16 protein-coding genes are annotated in these 19,595 nt (G+C 65.9%); 10 read left to right on the forward strand and 6 right to left on the reverse strand.

The window, feature by feature from the left end; translation table 11 throughout:
- Positions 1 to 3: 3 nt before the first annotated feature.
- The 3 genes from F6X40_RS14915 to F6X40_RS14925 all read right to left on the reverse strand — a co-directional run bounded on the left by F6X40_RS14915 (position 4) and on the right by F6X40_RS14925 (position 3,214).
- Positions 4 to 936, reverse strand: a complete 933-nt coding sequence (locus tag F6X40_RS14915; RefSeq protein WP_187628352.1) for a LysR family transcriptional regulator — start codon at positions 934 to 936, stop codon at positions 4 to 6.
- Between the two features lie 151 nt (positions 937 to 1,087).
- Complete coding sequence (locus tag F6X40_RS14920; RefSeq protein WP_187628353.1) at positions 1,088 to 2,173, reverse strand: porin; 1,086 nt, start codon at positions 2,171 to 2,173, stop codon at positions 1,088 to 1,090.
- A 504-nt stretch (positions 2,174 to 2,677) separates the two neighbouring features.
- Complete coding sequence (locus F6X40_RS14925) at positions 2,678 to 3,214, reverse strand: hypothetical protein (protein ID WP_316251811.1); 537 nt, start codon at positions 3,212 to 3,214, stop codon at positions 2,678 to 2,680.
- A gap of 229 nt (positions 3,215 to 3,443) precedes the next feature.
- On the opposite strand from F6X40_RS14925, the gene F6X40_RS14930 reads away from it, so the two are divergent.
- From F6X40_RS14930 to F6X40_RS14970, 9 genes are all read left to right on the forward strand, one after another.
- Complete coding sequence (locus F6X40_RS14930) at positions 3,444 to 3,692, forward strand: hypothetical protein (protein WP_187628354.1); 249 nt, start codon at positions 3,444 to 3,446, stop codon at positions 3,690 to 3,692.
- Between the two features lie 77 nt (positions 3,693 to 3,769).
- Positions 3,770 to 4,795 (forward strand): bile acid:sodium symporter family protein, encoded by a 1,026-nt coding sequence (locus tag F6X40_RS14935; RefSeq protein ID WP_187628355.1) that lies wholly within the window; start codon positions 3,770 to 3,772, stop codon positions 4,793 to 4,795.
- 370 nt (positions 4,796 to 5,165) lie between these two features.
- A complete protein-coding gene (locus F6X40_RS14940) occupies positions 5,166 to 6,152 on the forward strand; it encodes a LacI family DNA-binding transcriptional regulator (protein WP_187628356.1) in 987 nt (328 codons plus the stop codon).
- A complete protein-coding gene (locus tag F6X40_RS14945) occupies positions 6,149 to 7,450 on the forward strand; it encodes an AGE family epimerase/isomerase (RefSeq protein ID WP_187628357.1) in 1,302 nt (433 codons plus the stop codon). Before F6X40_RS14940 ends, F6X40_RS14945 begins: the two co-directional genes overlap by 4 nt.
- Positions 7,447 to 8,355: a carbohydrate kinase family protein gene (locus F6X40_RS14950; protein ID WP_187628358.1), complete on the forward strand. Its 909-nt coding sequence runs from the start codon at positions 7,447 to 7,449 to the stop codon at positions 8,353 to 8,355. The genes F6X40_RS14945 and F6X40_RS14950 overlap by 4 nt, the downstream gene beginning before the upstream one ends.
- Positions 8,356 to 8,508: 153 nt before the next feature.
- Entirely contained in the window at positions 8,509 to 8,739 is a 231-nt protein-coding gene (locus F6X40_RS14955) for a hypothetical protein (protein ID WP_018419210.1), read from the forward strand.
- A 77-nt stretch (positions 8,740 to 8,816) separates the two neighbouring features.
- The gene (locus tag F6X40_RS14960) at positions 8,817 to 9,062 is read left to right on the forward strand and encodes a hypothetical protein (protein WP_184068734.1); all 246 of its coding nucleotides are present in this window, start codon (positions 8,817 to 8,819) and stop codon (positions 9,060 to 9,062) included.
- Between the two features lie 235 nt (positions 9,063 to 9,297).
- Positions 9,298 to 10,275: an ion channel gene (locus F6X40_RS14965; protein ID WP_187628359.1), complete on the forward strand. Its 978-nt coding sequence runs from the start codon at positions 9,298 to 9,300 to the stop codon at positions 10,273 to 10,275.
- Between the two features lie 243 nt (positions 10,276 to 10,518).
- Positions 10,519 to 14,106, forward strand: coding sequence for an indolepyruvate ferredoxin oxidoreductase family protein (locus F6X40_RS14970; RefSeq protein WP_187628360.1), 3,588 nt, complete (start codon positions 10,519 to 10,521; stop codon positions 14,104 to 14,106).
- 17 nt (positions 14,107 to 14,123) lie between these two features.
- Here F6X40_RS14970 and F6X40_RS14975 read toward each other — a convergent pair whose 3' ends face one another.
- On the reverse strand, positions 14,124 to 14,840 hold the full coding sequence (locus tag F6X40_RS14975; RefSeq protein ID WP_184068743.1) for a copper homeostasis protein CutC: 717 nt from the start codon (positions 14,838 to 14,840) through the stop codon (positions 14,124 to 14,126).
- A 35-nt stretch (positions 14,841 to 14,875) separates the two neighbouring features.
- A complete protein-coding gene (locus F6X40_RS14980) occupies positions 14,876 to 16,162 on the reverse strand; it encodes an EAL domain-containing protein (RefSeq protein ID WP_187628361.1) in 1,287 nt (428 codons plus the stop codon).
- Positions 16,163 to 16,475: 313 nt separating this feature from the next.
- Here F6X40_RS14980 and F6X40_RS14985 point away from each other — a divergent pair, with 313 nt between their 5' ends.
- Positions 16,476 to 18,131 carry a Na+/H+ antiporter gene (locus tag F6X40_RS14985; protein ID WP_187628362.1) on the forward strand — a complete coding sequence of 552 codons (1,656 nt, stop codon included), beginning with the start codon at positions 16,476 to 16,478 and terminating at the stop codon, positions 18,129 to 18,131.
- 62 nt (positions 18,132 to 18,193) lie between these two features.
- Here F6X40_RS14985 and F6X40_RS14990 read toward each other — a convergent pair whose 3' ends face one another.
- Entirely contained in the window at positions 18,194 to 19,501 is a 1,308-nt protein-coding gene (locus F6X40_RS14990) for a solute carrier family 23 protein (protein WP_187628363.1), read from the reverse strand.
- Positions 19,502 to 19,595: the final 94 nt, after the last annotated feature.

Here is a 19,595-nt window from a genome sequence, read left to right on the forward strand (position 1 = left end):
ACGCTATCGCACCGCCAACGCCTTGATCTCGTCGAGCGACGGCCACAGCGATTCGTTTGCGAACCGCGCCGCCAGAAAATCGACGAACGAGCGCACCTTGGCCGATAGATGCCGTCGGCTCGTGTAGACGACGTGGATCGGCAGCTCCCGCGGCGGTACCTGGTCGACGAGCAGCGGCACGAGCCGCCCTTCGGCGAGATCGCTGCCGATCACCTCGGTACCGAGCATCGCGATGCCCGCGCCATGCAGCACGACCACGCGCTGGGCCTCGAGCTGATTGACGATCAGGTTGCCCGACAGGCGCACACGCGAGCCCGCGTCGCCGGTCGCGACTTCGAGCGCCGATACGCCCGCGTACTGCAGATAGTTGTGGCGCGCGAGATCGTCGACGCTCTTCGGCGTGCCATGCTTGCGCAGATAGGCGGGCGATGCGCACAGCACCAGATGCGCGGTCGCGATCTGCCGCGCGATCAGCGACGATGACTTGAGCCCGCCCGGCGACGCGCGGATCGCGACATCGAAGCCCTCGTCGATCAGCTCGACGACGCGGTCGGACAGTGTCATATCGACGGTGACCTGCGGATACTGCGCGGCGTAGTCCGCGACCGCGGCCATCACGTGATTCAGGCCGAACGCCGACAGCGACGACACCCGCAGCCGCCCGTGCGGCACGACGCTTGCCGCGCCGACCGCCTGGCCGGCTTCGTCGAGCTCGGTGAGCGCCTGACTCAGCCGCTCGTAGTACTCGCGGCCTGCCTCGGTCGGCGCGACGCGACGCGTGGTGCGGTTCAGGAGCCGCGCGCCGAGCTGCTGCTCCAGACGCATCACATGCTTGCTCGCCATCGCCGCCGACATCTCCATCTTCTCCGCCGCGCCGACGAAACTGCCGGCTTCGACCACGTGGCGAAACACTTTCATGCTGACGAGGGTGTCCATCTCAGTCGCTCGCTTCAGGAATCAATCGACGTCATTTTGCCGGGTTTATCAAAAGGACGGCAGCAAACGCTCGTATTCGACGGCACCCGAAAACGACAAAGCCCGCGTTCCGGGCGGAACGCGGGCTTTGCGGTGACACCGTGGGCCGAGCTCAGAACTTCGCGCGCAACCCCGCGCCATATGTATTGCCGCTCGACTGACCGGTGATGTGGTCATACAGGTACGCGGCATAGACATCGGTGCGCTTGGATAGCGGATAGTCGTAGCCGACCGCCGCCGTCTGGCGCGTCTGGTTCGAACCGCCGCCGTTACGCGAATACGCATACGACGCCATCACCGTGCCCGGCCCGAACGGCACCGTGACGCCGCCCTGTCCCGTGTTGACGTGCCAGCTCGTGACCTGCTGGTAGTTGTACGTGTACATGTACTGGCCGTACAGCTTGACGAACTTCAGGTCGTACGACACGCCCGCCTGCGCGACGCTCTGGCTGCGTAGACCCGGCACGCCCGACGTTTCGAAGCTGCCGAGGTCGCCCGGCACGTTGTTGAAGTTCACGTACTGGTACACCGCGGTCGCCGCGAACGGCCCGTGGAAGTACAGCACCTGGCCGCTCCACTTCTTCGCGCCGTTCTGGGTCGTGTTGCCGAGCGCGTACATCGCCGTCGCCGACAGACCGCTGAAGTTCGGCGTCGCATACGACACCGCGTTGTTCCAGCCGGAGTCGCCGGTCACGCCCTGGTCGGTCGTGTAGGTCGGGAAGGTGCCGAGGCCGAGGTACGTGTGATAGACCATCGGCGAGAACACGTACGAATCGACGAACGGGTTGAACAGGATCGTCGACACGAACAGCGGCGTCGTCAGGCGGCCGGCGGTCACCGTGCCGTACGGCGATTCGATGCCGACGTACGCATTGCGCGAGAACGTCGTGTCGCCGGTGAAGCGGCCGTACTCGCCGGTTTGCGCGCGGAAGAAGCCTTCGATCGTGAAGATCGCCTTGTAGCCGTTGCCCAGATCCTCGGTCCCCTTGAAGCCCCAGTACGACGTCGACATACCACCGCCCGACACGACCACCGCGGTCTGGCCGCCCGGAAACTTCTGCGAGCCGACCCATTCGTCGACCTGGCCGTAGAGCTGCACGCTCGATTGCGCGAACGCCGACGACGCGCCCGCCAGCGCGGCGACGCATGCGGTGGCCTTGAGAGTAGTCTTCAGCGCGCTGCTGAGGCTTGTGTTCATGGGTTCTCCAATCTTTGTCAAAAGGGTGTGGCTGTGCGAAAGGGGGCGCTCGCGCGAAACGTCGTTGTTATCCGTTCGATCGTCGAGTCAATCTGGGCGGGTCCCATCTTTGCGGACCATTTTTATAAACAAAAATATCGCTGCTTATTGCGGGTATATCGGTCTGATTAGTTTGGTCGGTTATCGGCCTGATACGACGCTTCAGAGCGGACTGGCGCCGACTCCTGGACGCAATGCGGCATGCGGCGAACGGCGCGCCACGGCGTGCGTGAACGCCTTAAATGACGGGCCGATGACGCGACGCGGCAGAATGCCAGGATTTGACGCTGACCGGTACTTCGATGCCGGGTGTTTTCAAAAAAGTGTGGCGTCGAAACGTCAGATTCGGGGCTACAGCGCGGAGGAAGGCGCGCGAAGCCGCGCGCGGGATCGCGGGAAGGACCTGGAAGACGGGTTTCGGGACTGCGGTGGGGGCGGTGCGGTGGTTTGCGAAATCGCGCTCAGCTAATTCCGGTACGGTGAACCGCCCGGCTGACGCGGATCGTCGGCTGGGCGTTGCAGCGGGCGCGCTGCGCCACGCTCTTCGTTGTAGCGGGCGACGTCGGCGCGGATCGAGCCGTTGCGCATCGGCATATTGGACGGGGGATGCGGCACCGGACGCGACTCCGCGCTGACCGGCGTGATCGCGCCCGCATAGCCGGACGGATCGCCGACACGGCGCATGCCGGACTTGTAGCTGCCGAAGCCATAACCGAAATTGGCGTCCGCGATATTCGGGTTGCCGCGCTGCGCGCGTGCGTCACGAGAAGCCATCGCATTGCGCGAGCCGCGCGGAGCAGGTGCGCCGCCCGCACCGGCATAACGGCCGTCGCCACGCATCTCCATGCGCGGCGCGCGCCCGGCAGTGTCGCGCGAATAAGCGCCGCCCGCGGCGGCACCGCCGCCATGCGGCCCACCCGGCTCCTTCGCATAGGCGAACGAGCACAGCACGGCGATGACCGCGCCCCACGCCCAGTGCCTCGTTCTCGACAACCCGTCCACCTGTGACTCTCACGCCCGAAGACTTGCCTGAAATCCACCGTTCGAGCTGCGATGGACCTGTTGCGGGAGGAGAAAAGCGCCGCGTTCCTGTCGCGGCGCAGGGCATCCCTGCGGCCTTTGAACGAGTAATTTATGGTCGGGGGCAGAGGGTGTCGAGCCAAAAAGTGTTAGGTCTCGTCGGTGGATGTAACACCCTGTTACTGCGGCGTTTTTTCGCGCCGGAGCCCTTGTGCGCACGCGCCTCGGCGGCTTGCTGGCCGGCGTTTTCGCCGGGTCCGCGCGGGCGCCGTTTGTTGCAAATAAACGCCGCTTGCAACGTCAATGGTTAAACGGTTTGTCGCGAGAAAGCGCCTCGTCAATACTGAAACCTGGCGCGTCGCACGAATGGGCTCGGCCTGATTGGGGAGTCAATGCGCAAACTTCATTAATCGATTCGGCAAATGAATTTGCGTTTTCAATCGGCTTTCGACAACAATAGCCGCTTTCCATTGGCATGGACCACGCCTGACAGACCCGTCCCATGCTTACACCGCGTCATTGAATCGAGATTGCGACATGGCCCGCCCGAAATTCCTGCCCGATAACTTCACCCTGTGCCTCGTCGGCACCGTGATCCTCGCCAGCTTCCTGCCCGTTCATGGACAGGCCGCCGTGGGGTTCAACTGGGTGACGAACATCGCGGTCGGCCTGCTGTTCTTCCTGCACGGCGCCAAGCTGTCACGCGAGGCGATCATTGCGGGCGCGACGCACTGGCGCCTTCACCTCGTGGTGCTGCTGAGCACGTTCGCGCTGTTTCCGCTGCTCGGCCTCGCGCTTAAACCGGTCCTTTCGCCGCTGGTCACGCCGTCGCTCTACGCCGGCGTCCTCTTCCTCTGCACGCTGCCGTCGACGGTCCAGTCGTCGATCGCGTTCACGTCCATTGCCAAGGGCAACGTGCCGGCCGCGGTATGCAGCGCGTCCGCCTCGAGCCTGCTCGGCATCTTCGTCACTCCAGCACTCGTCAGCGTCATCGTGACGAGTCAGGCCGCGAGCGGCGGTGCGTCGCCGTGGCATACGATCGGCAACATCGTGCTGCAACTGCTCGTGCCGTTCGTTGCCGGCCAGCTGCTGCGCCCGCTGATCGGCAAGTGGATCGAGAAGAATCGCGGCGTGCTGAAGTTCGTCGACCAGGGCTCGATCCTGCTCGTCGTCTACGGCGCGTTCAGCGAGGCCGTCACCGAAGGTCTCTGGCACACGATTCCGCTGTCGGCGCTCGGCGGCCTCGTCGTGGTGAGCGCCGTGCTGCTCGCGCTCGCGCTGGCCGTGACGATCTTCGCGAGCAAGCGGCTCGGCTTCAGCCGCGCGGACCAGATCACGATCATCTTCTGCGGCTCGAAGAAGAGCCTCGCCGCCGGCGTGCCGATGGCCAAGGTGATCTTCGCGTCGCATGCGGTCGGCGCCGTGGTGCTGCCGCTGATGCTGTTCCACCAGATCCAGCTGATGGTCTGCGCCGCGCTCGCGCAACGCTGGGGCGCCCGCGACCTCAGCGGCGAGAGCGATGCCGCCGCGCGGCGACCCGCCGCCGCCGTCGCGCGCCGTTGAAAACACACGCAATGCAAACAGGACATTCATAAGCGCCCTCCCTGAGCGTCGTTTTGATCGTGTGAAGCAAGCCGCCTTCGGGCGGCTTTTCTTTTGGCTCTTCACTGGCCTTTGTCGTTATTTCACGCGCAAACGCTCTCGCTGTCGCCTCGGCCGGATGGCATAGGACGATTCTCGAACCGTCTCGAAAACGGCGGGCCGCCTGCTGTTTAGGCATTTTTACTAAACAACCTAATTTCCAACAAGTCCATAAAATACGGGTATTTACTGGTGTCATGCTGGCGTTTTGCGGGCGGCTTTAGCTGCGTTTTACTATACAATCGCCCGACCTGAACCCGTGCTGCCTCGCCTCGCGCGGCAGCTTCATTCGATGGCCACAACCATCCGCGACGTCGCCCGCGCCGCCAGCGTTTCGATCGGCACCGTGTCGCGCGCGCTCAAAAATCAGCCGGGCCTTTCCGATGCCACGCGCGAACGCGTCGTCGAAGCGGCGCGCCAGCTCGGCTACGACTCGGCGCAGTTGCGTCCGCGCATCCGCCGGCTAACTTTCCTGCTGCATCGTCAGCACAACAACTTCGCCGCGAGCCCGTTCTTCTCGCACGTGCTGCACGGTGTCGAAGACGCGTGCCGCGAGCGCGGCATCGTGCCGTCGGTGCTGACCGCCGGGCCGACCGAGGACGTGATTCACCAGATGCGCCTGCACGCGCCCGACGCCGTCGCGATCGCCGGCTTCGTCGAGCCCGAAACGCTCGCCACGCTGGTCGCGATGCAACGCCCGCTGGTGCTGATCGATCTATGGTCGCCCGGCTTGCGCTCGGTCAATCTCGACAACGCCGGCGGCGCCACGCTCGCAATGCGCCATCTGTTCGCGCAGCAGCGCAAGCGCGTCGCGTTCATCGGCGGCTCGCTCGCGCACTTCAGCATCGCCGAGCGCGCGCTCGGCTATCGGCGCGCGTTCTTCGAAGCGGGGCTGCTGTTCGATCCGTCACTCGAAGTGAACATCGGCGCCGGGCTCGATCCCGACACCGGCGCCGCGCGCGCGATGCAGCGCCTGCTCGACGCGCCGGGCCCGCGCCCCGACGCCGTATTCGCGTTCAACGACGCCGCCGCGCTCGCCGCGCTGCGCGTGTGCCTCGCGCGCGGGCTCAGCGTGCCCGACGACATCGCGATCATCGGTTTCGACGACATCCCCGCCGCCGCCCACGCTACCCCGCCGCTATCGACGATCGCGGTCGACAAGGAAGCGCTCGGCCGGCGCGGCGTCGAACTGCTGCTCGAAGACTCGCCCGCCGAACTCGAAGTCCGCTTGCCCGTTCAACTCGTTGCCCGTGCCAGTACTTTGGTGAAAACGCCATGACGCTAACCGATCCGCTTCAACTTTCCACCGACGCGGCGAAGGCGCCGCCGGTCGCCGGCTTCCGCAAGTGCGAGTTTCTGCTCGCGCACATCGAAGACACGCTGCGCTTCTACGCGCCGAACGTGCTCGACCCGAGCGGCGGCTTCTACCACTTCTTGCGCGACGACGGTTCGATCTACAACCGCACCACGCGCCACCTGGTCAGCAGTTGCCGCTACGTGTTCAACTACGCGATGGCGTACCGGCAGTTCGGCGACCCGAAGCACCTCGAATACACGCGCCACGGCCTGCGCTTTCTGCGCGACGCGCACTGGGACTCGCAGCACGAGGGCTACGACTGGGAAATCGAATGGCGCGACGGCAAACAGCGCACGCTCGACGCGACGCGCCACTGCTACGGCCTCGCGTTCGTGCTGCTCGCGTACTCGCACGCGGCGATGGCCGGCATCGAGGAAGCGAAGCCGATGATCGGCGCGACCTTCGAGCTGATGGAGCACCGCTTCTGGGACGCCGCCGCCGGCCTCTATGCCGACGACGCGTCGGCCGACTGGCGTGTCAGCACGTATCGCGGGCAGAACGCGAACATGCATACCACCGAGGCGCTGCTCGCCGCGCACGAAGCGACCGGTCATCTGGTGTATCTCGATCGCGCCGAGCGCGTGGCGTCGAATATCACGCTGCGCCAGGCGAAGCTGTCGCAAGGACTCGTGTGGGAGCACTTTCACGCGGACTGGTCGGTCGACTGGCACTACAACGAAGAGGACAGCTCGAACATCTTCCGTCCGTGGGGCTTCCAGCCCGGTCATCAGACCGAATGGGCGAAGCTGCTGCTGATTCTCGAACGCTTCCGTCCGCTGCCGTGGCTGCTGCCGCGCGCGATCGAACTGTTCGACGCCGCGATGACGCACGCGTGGGACGAAGACCACGGCGGCCTCTACTACGGCTTCGGCCCCGACGGCACCGTGTGCGATCACGACAAGTACTTCTGGGTGCAGGCCGAAACGTTCGCGACCGCCGCGCTGCTCGGCAAGCGCACCGGCAACGAGCGCTTCTGGGACTGGTACGACGAGATCTGGCGCTATAGCTGGACGCACTTCGTCGACCATAAGTACGGCGCGTGGTATCGCATCCTCACCTGCGACAACCGCAAGTACAGCGACGAAAAGAGCCCGGCCGGCAAGACCGACTATCACACGATGGGCGCGTGCTACGAAGTGCTCGCCCATGCGCTCGGCGAAAACGCTGCGGCTGAATCAGCCGCTCCCGCCGCAGCGGCTTCCGCGGAGAAAGCACAATGAGCGCGACGACCAACCTCCCCGTTTTCGTATCCGCCGGCGACATCCTGACCGATCTCGTGCGCACCGGCGCATCGCACTGGCTGTCGCGTCCGGGCGGCGCGGGCTGGAACGCCGCGCGCTGCGTCGCGCGGCTCGGCCTGCCGACCGCGTGCGCGGGCTCGCTCGGCGTCGATAACTTTTCCGACGAGCTGTGGGTCGCGAGCGTCGCGGCCGGCCTCGACATGCGCTTCCTGCAGCGCGTCGAGCGCCCGCCGCTGCTCGCGATCGTGCATCAGACGCATCCGCCCGCGTACTTCTTCATGGGCGAGAACGGCGCCGACCTCGCGTTCGAGCCGGCGAAGCTGCCCGCCGGTTGGATGAACGCGGTGAAGTGGGCGCACTTCGGCTGCATCAGCCTCGTGCGTCAGCCGCTCGGCGACACACTGGCGAAGCTCGCCGCCCAGTTGCGTTCGCACGGCGTGAAGATCAGCTTCGATCCGAACTATCGCAACCTGATGGAGCACGGCTACGAGCCGACGCTGCGCAAGATGGCCGCGCTCGCGGATCTGATCAAGGTATCGGACGAAGACCTGCGCATGATCTTCAAGACCAGCGACGAAGCCGCCGCGCTCGCGCAATTGCGCGCGATGAATCCCGCCGCCAGCGTGCTTGTCACGCGCGGCCCCGAAGCGGCGATGCTGCTCGACGGCGCCGCGGTGATCGAGGCGAAGCCGCCGCGCGTCGAAGTGGTCGATACGGTCGGCGCGGGCGATGCGTCGATCGGCGGTCTGCTGTTCAGCCTGATGAGCGCGCCGCAACGCGGGTGGCCCGAGCATCTCGCGTTCGCGCTCGCGGCCGGCGCGGCGGCTTGCGGCCACGCCGGCGCGCATGCACCGACGCTCGACGAGGTGGTCGCGCTGCTATAAAACGCGGCGCTGTAATTCTGCTGCCCTGGGGCGCGCGTAGCGTAACGGATGTCGAGCACGTCGCGCGGCGCGAAGCTGCCCCGGGCGGGAACCGATCCCGCCACGCCGTGCTAGGATGAAAACATCGAAACCTTTGCGAAAAGGAGCGAGGCCATGGAGGACGTCACCTACACCAAAGGGCTCTACACGGCCACCGCGTCGATAAGAGAAGTCGCACATGACGCCTGGCAAGGTGTCGTCACCCTCGCGCGCGACGAAGGCGAACCGAGCGCCGATCAGGAAACCACGCTCTACGAAGTCGACTCGACGTCGTCGACGCCGGGAGAAGCGCTCGAAGAAGCCAAAGCGCTCGCACATCGTATCCTCGGGGAAATCGAACTGTAGGCCGAACCAGGGGGCAGCGCGCCGCGCGTCCTCGCGCATCGGCGCGTCGCTGCCGGATCGGCCGGCTGGAGGCGATCATGGCTGAACAGCTGTTCCAATACGGCGTGTATTCGATCCACGTTCGTCCGATTGAACTCAGTGGCGCGCGCTGGGACGCGGAATACGAAATCCGTCATCGCGAGAAGGCCGTCAAGGCGTGGACCACGGTCGGCGGCGACGCGGGTTATGCCGAGCAGGCCGAAGCGGTGGAAAGTGCGCATCGGCAGGCGGTCGACGATATCGAGCATGGCGCGGGAATTCCGAAGCCGCGCGTGTTTCCGTGACGGCGGTTGGGTGCGTGTGGTGCGCGGCTGCGCCCGACCCGCTCGCCGCGCATGATGCGACCTGACCCAGCCTGAAATCCGGGACGCGCCCGGAAGCATTTCAACGACGGCATCGCGCAACCTCGCACCCTGGCGATACATCGCGCCGCGCCGCCTTCGCACCGCGCGGAAACTCACGCAGCGCGCACAACGCGCCATGCTACGCTGTGCACGTCTTCATCCCCACGAGCGCGTGATGGCAAGCGAACCGTCAGACCGTTTTTCCACGCTCGGCGACACCGACACCGACGCGAGCGCACCGAGGCGCCGCGCGCGCGGCAGTCGCGAAATGCGTCTCGACGATCGCGTGGTGATCGCGCACGGCATGCCGACGCCGCTGTGGCAAGACCTGTATCACCGCGCGCTCGGCGTGCGCTGGCCGGGGTTCTTCGTGTCGCTCGCGCTGCTGTTCCTGCTGCTCAACACCGTGTTCGCCATGCTCTACATGCTCGGCGACGCTCCGATCGCGAATCAGTTTCCGAAGGGCTTCGCCGGCGCGTTCTTCTTTAGCGTCGAAACCCTCGCGACGGTCGGCTACGGCGACATGCATCCGCAAACCGTCTACGCGCACTGGATCGCGACGCTCGAAATCTTCATCGGCATGTCGAGCATCGCGTTGGCGACCGGGCTGATCTTCGCGCGCTTTTCGCGGCCGCACGCGAAGATCATGTTCGCGCGCTACGCGGTGATCCGGCCGATCGACGGCCGCATGACGTTGATGGTGCGCTCGGCCAACGCGCGTCAGAACGTGATCGCCGAGGCACGCGCGCGGCTGCGCATCATGCGTCTGGAGACCTCGATCGAAGGCTTTACGCTGCGCAAGCTCTACGACCTCGCGCTGGTGCGCGACCAGCACCCGGTCTTCAAGCTGGGCTGGACGCTGATGCACATCATCGACGAAGCGAGTCCGCTGTTCGGCGAAAACGCCGAATCGTTGAAAGGCCGCGACGTGTCGCTGCTGCTCACGCTCGAAGGCATCGACGAATCGACGTCGCAAACCATGCAGGCGCGCCACATGTGGGCCTGCGACCAGATCGTCTGGCAGTACCGGTTCGTCGACATCATGAGTGAGCGCGACGGCGTGAGCCACATCGACTACGCGCACTTCGACGAAATCGTGCCGCTCGATGCGGCACCGCTCCAACCGGACATCGCGGCGAACACGGCGCAATAGCAATAGCCATCGTCCCATTCGCCGCCTCACGACACCCCAGGGCATACCCGAAGCGCGCCGCCGCGTGGCAAATCCGGCTCAAAAGCGGGCCGAAACGCGCGACTCGTCGCGCCCATTCGCGCACGGCCGATTAAAGAAGAAATAATTCACTCTCACGAGCGCTAAAAAATAGAGTCTCTTTCGCTGCGCGGCATCCGTGACCCCACCGCCCGCGCGCGAAGCCAGAACATTGGAGACTCCCCCATGACCGCTCGCCTGCCCATCGACGGCACGCCCGCACTCGCCGACTACAAGCTTTCCGACAATCTCACCGCGACGCGCGGCCGGATCTTTCTGACCGGCACGCAGGCGCTCGTGCGCCTCGCGCTGATGCAGCGAGCGCTCGACAAGACCCGCAATCTGAACACGGCCGGTTTCATCAGCGGCTATCGCGGCTCGCCGCTCGGCATGGTCGATCAGCAGTTGTGGAAGGCGAAAAAACTGCTCGCCGCGAGCGACATCCGCTTTTTGCCCGCGATCAACGAAGAACTCGGCGGCACCGCCGTGCTCGGCACGCAGCGCGTCGAAGCCGATCCCGAGCGCACCGTCGAGGGCGTATTCGCGATGTGGTACGGCAAAGGCCCGGGCGTCGACCGCGCGGGCGATGCCTTGAAGCACGGCAACGCGTACGGCTCGTCGCCGCACGGCGGCGTGCTGGTGGTCGCGGGCGACGATCACGGCTGCGTGTCGTCGTCGATGCCGCATCAGAGCGACTTCGCGTTGATCGGCTGGCACATGCCGGTCGTGAATCCGTCGAACATCGCGGACATGCTCGAATTCGGCCTGTATGGCTGGGCGTTATCGCGCTTCTCCGGCGCGTGGGTCGGCTACAAGGCCATTTCGGAGACCGTCGAATCGGGCTCGACCGTCGATCTCGACGCGCTGCAAACCGAATGGACACCGCCACCGGAATTCGAAGCACCAGCCGGCGGTCTGCACAACCGCTGGCCCGATCTGCCGAGCCTGACGATCGAAGCGCGTCTGCACGCGAAGCTCGACGCGGTGCGCCAGTTTGCGCGCATGAACAGCATCGACAAATGGATCGCGCCGAGCCCGCACGCCAATGTCGGCATCGTCACCTGCGGCAAGGCGCATCTCGATCTGATGGAAGCGCTGCGCCGGCTCGATCTGACGGTCGCCGATCTCGACGCGGCCGGCGTGCGCATCTACAAGGTCGGGCTGTCGTTTCCGCTGGAGATGACGCGCATCGACGCGTTCGTGTCGGGTCTGTCCGAATTGCTCGTGATCGAAGAGAAAGGCCCCGTCATCGAGCAACAGATCAAGGACTATCTGTACAACCGCACACAAGGCACACGGCCGGTCGTGGTCGGCAAGCACGCCGAAGATGGCACGTTGCTGCTGTCGTCGCTCGGCGAATTGCGGCCGTCGCGCATTCTCCCGGTGTTCGCGAACTGGCTCGCGAAGCACAAGCCGGCGCTCGATCGCCGTGAACGCGTCGTCGATCTGGTCGCGCCGCAGATCCTGTCGAACGCGGCGGACAGCGTGAAGCGCACGCCGTACTTCTGCTCCGGCTGCCCGCACAACACGTCGACGAAAGTGCCGGACGGCTCGATCGCGCAGGCGGGCATCGGCTGTCATTTCATGGCGTCGTGGATGGAACGCGACACGACCGGGCTGATTCAGATGGGCGGCGAAGGCGTCGACTGGGCCGCGCATTCGATGTTCACGAAAACCCGCCACGTATTCCAGAATCTCGGCGACGGCACCTACTTTCACTCCGGCATTCTCGCGATCCGCCAGGCGGTCGCCGCGAACGCGACGATCACCTACAAGATCCTCTACAACGACGCGGTCGCGATGACGGGCGGCCAGCCAGTCGACGGCAGCATCTCGGTGCCGCAGATCGCGCGGCAGGTCGAAGCCGAGGGCGTGTCGCGCTTCGTCGTGGTCAGCGACGAGCCGGAGAAATACGACGGCCATCACGGCCAGTTTCCGCAGGGCACGACGTTTCACCATCGCAGCGAGATGGACGCGGTGCAGCGCCAGTTGCGCGACATCGACGGCGTGACCGTGCTGATCTACGACCAGACCTGTGCGGCCGAAAAACGCCGGCGCCGCAAGAAGGGCGAATTCCCCGACCCGAACAAACGGCTCTTCATCAACGAGGAAGTCTGCGAAGGCTGCGGCGACTGCGGCGTGCAGTCGAACTGTTTGTCGGTGGAACCGGTGGAAACCGCGCTCGGTCGCAAGCGCCGCATCGATCAGTCGTCGTGCAACAAGGACTACTCGTGCGTGAACGGCTTTTGCCCGAGCTTCGTCACCATCGAAGGCGGTACGCTGAAAAAAGCCGCGGGCGACGCGTTCGATCCGCAGGCGCTCGCCACGCACGTCGACGCGTTGCCGATTCCCGCGACGCAACTCGATGCCGCGCCGTACGACATCCTCATCACGGGTGTCGGCGGTACCGGCGTCGTGACGGTCGGCGCCTTGATCAGCATGGCCGCGCACCTCGAAGGCAAGAGCGCGTCGGTGCTCGACTTCATGGGCTTCGCGCAGAAGGGCGGCGCGGTGCTGTCGTTCGTGCGCTTTGCCGCCCGCGACGAATGGCTGAACCAGGTCCGCATCGACACGCAGCAGGCCGACGTGCTGCTCGCCTGTGACATGGTGGTCGGCGCGAGTGCCGATGCACTGCAGACGGTGCGACATGGCCGCACGCGCATCGTCGTCAACACGCATGCGATTCCGAACGCGAGCTTCGTGCAGAACCCGGATGCGACGCTGCATGCCGACGCCCTGATCGACAAGATGCGTCACGCGGCCGGGGAAGAGCGTATGTCGACGTGCGACGCGCAAGCGCTCGCAACGCGTTTTCTCGGCGATACGATCGGCGCGAACATTCTGATGCTCGGTTTCGCGTGGCAGCTCGGTCTCGTGCCGGTGTCGTTCGCCGCGATGATGCGCGCGATCGAACTGAACAACGTCGCCGTGCAGATGAACCAGCTCGCGTTCTCGATCGGGCGCATGGCCGCGGCTGATCCCGCCGCGCTCGAATCGCTGTGGCAGTCGCGTCATGCATCGAAGCCGAGCGTGCGGGTCGATACGCTCGACGAGCTGATCGCCCATCGCGAAGCACGGCTGCTCGCGTATGGCGGCGCGGCTTATGTGAAGCGGTATCGCTCGCTCGTCGATGCGGCACGGCGCGCGGAAACCGCCGTCGATGCGGCGAGCGAGCGCGTGACGCGCGCGGTCGCGACCACGTTCTACCGGCTGCTGGCGGTGAAGGATGAATACGAAGTTGCGCGTCTGCATACGGATGCCGCGTTCCGCGATGCGCTCGAAGCGCAGTTCGAGGGCGTCGCCGGCAAGGACTTCACGATCCGCTTCAACCTCGCGCCGCCGACGCTCACGCGCACGCAGCCCGGCGCCGCGCCGACGAAGAAAACCTATGGTCAGTGGATGTGGCCCGTGCTCGGCCTGCTCGCGAAATGGCGCGGTCTGCGCGGCTCTGCGCTCGATCCGTTCGGCCGCACGCTCGAGCGCAAGATGGAGCGCGAGCTCGCGGGCGATTACGAAGCCACGCTGCAACGTGCGCTAGCGAAACTCGACGCGAGCCATGTCGACGACGTCGCGAAACTCGCTGAACTGCATGCGCGCGTGCGCGGGTATGGGCACGTGAAGCTGGCAAATCTGGCGGGGGTCAAGCGTGGTGAGCATGACCTCGCCGCGCGCCTCGGCATCGATGCGGCGACGGGTGTCGCGGTGAAGAAGTCGCTCGAGGAGATGAAGGGCGCCGGGCAGTTGCGCGGCATTCCGGTGGTGGTCGCGAAGTAAGTGGTTCGTTGCGCTGCTCACCGTTGCATTGCGTCGAGCAGCGCCCTCACCTGCATCACCTTCGCCGGATCGACTGGCGCGAGCCCGTTGCCGTTCACGCGCACGCCGGAGCCGAAATGCACGGCCTCGACGTGCGTTTTGCTCACGAACTCCGCGACCGCATCGACCGTCAAGCCGGCACCGGCGAGCACCGTGCAATGCGAGCCGGCAGCCTGCCGCAGCAATTCGCCGATCGTCGCTTGCGCCCGCAGCACCGACGGCTGTCCGCCCGACGTCAGCACATTCGTCACCGCCTCGAAACCGAGCAATACGTCGAGCGCTTCGCGCAGATCGCGCGCCTCGTCGAACGCGCGATGGAACGTGATCGCGAGTCCATCGGCAGCTTCGCACGCGCGCGCGAGACCTTCGCGGTCGATCGCCCGCTGCGCATCGAGCATGCCGATCACGATGCCGTTCGCGCCGGCCGCCTTGACGGCCCGGATGTCGCGCAGCATCACCGCGTAGTCGTCGGCATCGTAGACGAACGCGCGGCTATGCGGCCGCACGATCACGTTCACGGGGACACCGGCTGCCCGGACGCCGACCGCTGAAACCACCGCCTCGATCAACCCCACACTCGGCGTCAGTCCGCCCTCGCCCATCGCGGTCACGAGTTCGAGACGGTCGGCACCGGCCTGCGCGGCAGCGCGCGCATCGGCGACGGTCGTGGCAATCACTTCGAGCAGCACGGACATGAGCGCAACCTGGTGTCGTTGAAAACGACATCATGTCAGATGCGCGCGTCGCGTTCGTCTTCGACCCAGTCGATATCGCCGCACAGCACGCAGGTCTCGCTGCCGACGCGCGTTGCCACCGACAGCGTCACGCACGGCAACGCCTCGTTGATCGACAGATACGGCCGCGTCACGTGCACCCGCTCCGGCGCATTGATCGCGACGCTGAAGTACGGCCGACGCAACCAGTTCGCGCCCTGCGCGTCGGCGAGCGGCAGAAAGCGCGTTTCGTGCGCCGCGCGATCGGCGCGCAGCACGACGTTGCGGCCGGCCTGGCGCCCCTTCGCGTCGAGCAGAAAACAGCGCGCCACGTGATCGAGCGCGAGGAAATTCCAGCACACCTCGTCGAGCGGCTCACCGGCGGCGAGACGCTCCGCGGCGCGCTCGAACGCGCGCAGATACGGCGCGAGCCGACTCGCGCTGCGCCGCTCGCGTGCCTCGGCCTGCTCACGATAACGCTCGGTGACATCACCGATGCAAACCGCCGCGTGGATCGGATCGGCAACACCCGGATTCGGCCGGCCAAAGAAAAAGCCCTGCACGAAGTCGGCATTGCAGGCGAGCGCCATCTGCGCTTCGTGCTCGGTTTCGATGCCCTCGATCAGCACGAGCTTGCCCGCTTCATGCAGCATCGCCACGAGCCCCGGCAGGATCGTCGCCATGTCGGCGCGATGCGCGGCATGCGACAGCATGACGCGGTCGAGCTTCACGATGTCGGGATTCAGTTGCCAGATCCGCTCGATGTTCGAATGGCCGGCGCCGAAATCATCGAGCGCGATCAGGAAGCCGCGCTCGCGAAACTCGCGCACCGCGTCGGCGAGTCGATCGAGATCTTCGGCGCTCTGCTCGAGCACTTCGAGCACGACGCGCCGCGGCGACAGATCGAGCCGCCGCAGATTGGCGAGCAAAGCGGCCGCGAGATACGGGTCGGTCAGCACGCCCGGGTGCACGTTCAGAAACAACCATTCGCGCTCGGCGCCGAGCACCTTGAAGTTCTCCAGATGCAGCGTCTGCGCCAGCCGGTCGATCTGCAGCGCGTCGCCGAGGCGCGCGGCCTCGCCGAACACATCGAGCGGCGACACCGGGCGATCGAGCGCGTCGTGCGCGCGCAGCAAGCCCTCATAGCCGACCGCGCGCAGGTGCGACAGACTGAAAATCGGCTGGAACACGCTGGTAAGCGTCAGTTCGCCGTGCTGCACCGAATAGCGTTGAAGGCCCGAGCTCACCTCGACCTCGAAGCCGTGCGGCATGCTCGCCGCCCTTTCCTGTTGCGCAATCGTCATGCAATCCTCTCACGCGAGAGCCGGCCGGTCCGAACGCGACCGGCAACGAGTTCTCAAAATGTGCGTCATCGTTACCGGTTAAGCAAGGTCCATGCGCACGCTGGCGCACACTGCGCTGTAACTCGGCCGAAACATTGCACCGGCGACAGCGCTCGTGCGCCGCCCGCGGGCGTCGCGCGCACCGTTTCGGTGCACCGATTCGCAGGCCGCGTCGCGGCGAAGCTCGCGGCAACTGCGCGCGCCGCCGGGCTACACTCGACCCTGCGCATCGCGCCCTCTCTCGGGACACCCCCTTCATCCCCCGAAACACACGATGGAAATTGTCTTTACCGTCCTGATCCTGCTACTCGCCGTCGCCGCGTCCGGCATGCTGACCCGCGCGCTGCCGTTCAAGCTGCCGCTGCCGCTCGTGCAGATCGCGATCGGCGCGATGCTCGCGTGGCCGCGCCTTGAATTGCACGTCGCGTTCGATCCGGAAATCTTCATGCTGCTGTTCATTCCGCCGCTGCTGTTCGCGGACGGCTGGCGCATCCCGAAGCGCGAGTTCTTCATGGCGCGCCGCGCGATCCTGATGCTCGCGCTAGGCCTCGTGTTCATGACGGTGCTGGTGGTCGGTCACTTCGTGCACGTGCTGGTGCCGCAGATCTCGCTGCCGGTCGCATTCGCGCTCGCCGCCGTGTTGTCGCCGACCGACGCGGTCGCGCTGTCCGGCATCGCCGGCAAGGGCAAGATTCCGGTGCAACTGATGCATATCCTTGAAGGCGAGGCGCTGATGAACGACGCGTCAGGCCTCGTCGCGCTGAAGTTCGCGATCGCCGCCGCGCTGACCGGCGCGTTCTCGCTGCGTGAAGCGTCGGTGAGCTTCGTGATCATCGCGGTGGGCGGCCTCGCGGTCGGCGCGGCGGTGAGCGCGGTGTTCAGCTTCGTGTCCGCGCGCTTCCTGAATCTCACCGAAGAAGGCGATCCCGCGCCGGGCGTCGTGATGACCCTGCTGATCCCGTTCGCCGCCTATCTGACCGCCGAGCGCTTCGAGTTGTCGGGCGTTCTCGCCGCGGTCTCCGCCGGCATGATGATGAACTACGCGAGCATCACGGAAAAATGGCAGGTCGCCTCGCGCGTGCGGGCCTCGAGCACGTGGACGATGATCGAGTTCGTGTTCAACGGCATGGTGTTCATCATGCTCGGCCTGCAGTTTCCGCACATCCTCGGCCGCGCGCTGCTCGTCGCGCACGAAACCAACGACGCGCAGGTCGCGCTGCTGATCGGCTATATCGTTGCGGTGGCGCTCGCGCTGTACGCGATGCGCTTCGCGTGGGTGTGGCTGCTGCGCTGGTTCGCGAGCCGCGGCGCGACGAAGCACGGCGTCGCGAACGCAGTGCCCGGGTTGCGCATGGTGTCGGTGACGACGGTGGCCGGCGTGCGCGGCGCGGTGACGCTCGCGGGCGTGCTGTCGCTGCCGGAGGTGCTGCCGAACGGCACGCCGCTGCCGGGACGCGATCTCGCGATCTTCATCGCGTCGGGGGTGATCCTGCTGTCGCTGCTGGTGGCGGTGGCCGCGTTGCCGCTGCTGCTGCGCGGCTGGCGGCGCGGCAAGGACCCGCATGCCGCCGAGGAAGCACTCGCGCGTACGCTCGCCGCGCAGTCGGCGATTCGCGCGGTCGATCATCTGCACGACACGGAATGCGCGGACCTCGAGGAATCGGCTCAGGCGTATGCGACCGATGTAACCGCACGGGTGATGGACCTGTACCGCCGCCGCCTCGCGACGCTCGACGACGAACAGGCGCCACGCGAACTCGCGCGCCGCGCCGACGCGCTCGAATTCCGCATGAAGCTCGCGGCGATGCGCGCCGAGCGCAAGACGCTGCTCGACCTGCGCGACACCCAGCGCATCAACGACGAGACGCTGTACAAGCTGATGCGCGAGGTGGATCTGTCGGAGACGGCGCTGACCGCGCGCAAAAGGTAGGAATTGGCTGCCGCATCGGCATCGGCACCGGCGCTTGACATGCCAGTGCCGATAAAAGACGCTCAGGCCACCGGCCCTTGCGTCGGCTTTCTTCTCAGCAGCGCGTACAGGATGATCGCGCCGAACGTCGCGGTGCCGATGCCGCCGAGCCCGAAGCTGCCGAGCTTCAGCGAGAAGTCGCCGGCGCCGAGCACGAGCGTGACGGCCGCGACGATCAGATTGCGGTTGTCGGAGAAGTCGACCTTGTTGACGACCCAGATGCGCGCGCCCGTCACCGCGATCAACCCGAATACGACGATCGACACACCGCCCAGCACCGGTCCCGGAATCGTCTGGATCACCGCGCCGAACTTCGGCGAGAAGCCGAGCACGAGGGCGATCAACGCGGCGATCACGAACACCAGCGTCGAATAGATCTTCGTGACCGCCATCACGCCGATGTTCTCCGCGTACGTGGTCACGCCGGTACCGCCCGCGAAGCCGGACACGATCGTCGCGAGCGCATCGCCGAGAAACGCGCGGCCGATATAGCGGTCGAGGTTCTGGCCCGTCATCGCGCTGACGGCCTTGATGTGGCCGAGGTTTTCGGCGACGAGGATCACCGCGATCGGCGCGAGCAGCGTCATCGCGTGCGGGTCGAACACCGGCGACTTGAAGTGCGGCATGCCGAACCACGCGGCGTTCGCGACGATCGAGAAATCGATCGGCTTGCCCATGCCGAGGCCGTTCGTGACGATCGCGTAAATGACGTAGGCGAGCAGCAGGCCGACCAGGATCAGCAGACGCTGGAGCATGCCGCGCGTGAACACCGCGACCGCGCCGACGCACAGCACCGTGACGAGCGCCATCCACGACTCGAAATTGCTGCCGCTCACGCCATGCACGGCGATCGGCGCGAGGTTCAGACCGATCACGCAGACGATCGCGCCGGTCACGACCGGCGGCATCAGCGTTTCGATCCAGCCCGTGCCGACCGCCGCCACGATCAGGCCGATCACCCCGTACGCGACGCCACACGCGATGATGCCGCCCAACGCGACCGCAATATTCGGGTTCGCGCCGTGTCCGCCGTAGCCGGTCACCGCGATCACGAGGCCGATGAACGCAAAGCTCGAACCGAGATAGCTCGGCACGCGCCCGCCGACGAGCACGAAGAACAGCAGCGTGCCGATCCCCGACATGAAGATGGCCAGGTTCGGATCGAAGCCCATCAGCAGCGGCGCGAGCACGGTCGAGCCGAACATCGCGACGACGTGCTGGACGCCCATCGCGAACATCTGCGGCCACCCGAGCCGTTCGTCGATGCCGACGATGCCGCCCTCGGCGGCGGCAGGCTGGCGGCGCCAGCGGGGGAAATAGGATGCGGCCATCGCGGGGATTCTCCTCTGGGTCGGCGTGGTGTGTGCCGATCACACGCTTTGGCGTGGGTCCGGCAAAAGTTACGCGCGAGTTTACGGAGAGCAA

The sequence above is a fragment of the Paraburkholderia sp. UCT31 genome (assembly GCF_014397655.1).
Lineage (GTDB): Bacteria > Pseudomonadota > Gammaproteobacteria > Burkholderiales > Burkholderiaceae > Paraburkholderia > Paraburkholderia tuberum.

Coding starts and splice junctions, on each gene's coding strand:
- F6X40_RS14915 (WP_187628352.1), bottom strand. CDS start 936: ATGGACACCCTCGTCAGCATGAAAGTGTTTCGCCACGTGGTCGAAGCC.
- F6X40_RS14920 (WP_187628353.1), bottom strand. CDS start 2,173: ATGAACACAAGCCTCAGCAGCGCGCTGAAGACTACTCTCAAGGCCACC.
- F6X40_RS14935 (WP_187628355.1), top strand. CDS start 3,770: ATGGCCCGCCCGAAATTCCTGCCCGATAACTTCACCCTGTGCCTCGTC.
- F6X40_RS14940 (WP_187628356.1), top strand. CDS start 5,166: ATGGCCACAACCATCCGCGACGTCGCCCGCGCCGCCAGCGTTTCGATC.
- F6X40_RS14945 (WP_187628357.1), top strand. CDS start 6,149: ATGACGCTAACCGATCCGCTTCAACTTTCCACCGACGCGGCGAAGGCG.
- F6X40_RS14950 (WP_187628358.1), top strand. CDS start 7,447: ATGAGCGCGACGACCAACCTCCCCGTTTTCGTATCCGCCGGCGACATC.
- F6X40_RS14955 (WP_018419210.1), top strand. CDS start 8,509: ATGGAGGACGTCACCTACACCAAAGGGCTCTACACGGCCACCGCGTCG.
- F6X40_RS14960 (WP_184068734.1), top strand. CDS start 8,817: ATGGCTGAACAGCTGTTCCAATACGGCGTGTATTCGATCCACGTTCGT.
- F6X40_RS14965 (WP_187628359.1), top strand. CDS start 9,298: ATGGCAAGCGAACCGTCAGACCGTTTTTCCACGCTCGGCGACACCGAC.
- F6X40_RS14970 (WP_187628360.1), top strand. CDS start 10,519: ATGACCGCTCGCCTGCCCATCGACGGCACGCCCGCACTCGCCGACTAC.
- F6X40_RS14975 (WP_184068743.1), bottom strand. CDS start 14,840: ATGTCCGTGCTGCTCGAAGTGATTGCCACGACCGTCGCCGATGCGCGC.
- F6X40_RS14980 (WP_187628361.1), bottom strand. CDS start 16,162: ATGACGATTGCGCAACAGGAAAGGGCGGCGAGCATGCCGCACGGCTTC.
- F6X40_RS14985 (WP_187628362.1), top strand. CDS start 16,476: ATGGAAATTGTCTTTACCGTCCTGATCCTGCTACTCGCCGTCGCCGCG.
- F6X40_RS14990 (WP_187628363.1), bottom strand. CDS start 19,501: ATGGCCGCATCCTATTTCCCCCGCTGGCGCCGCCAGCCTGCCGCCGCC.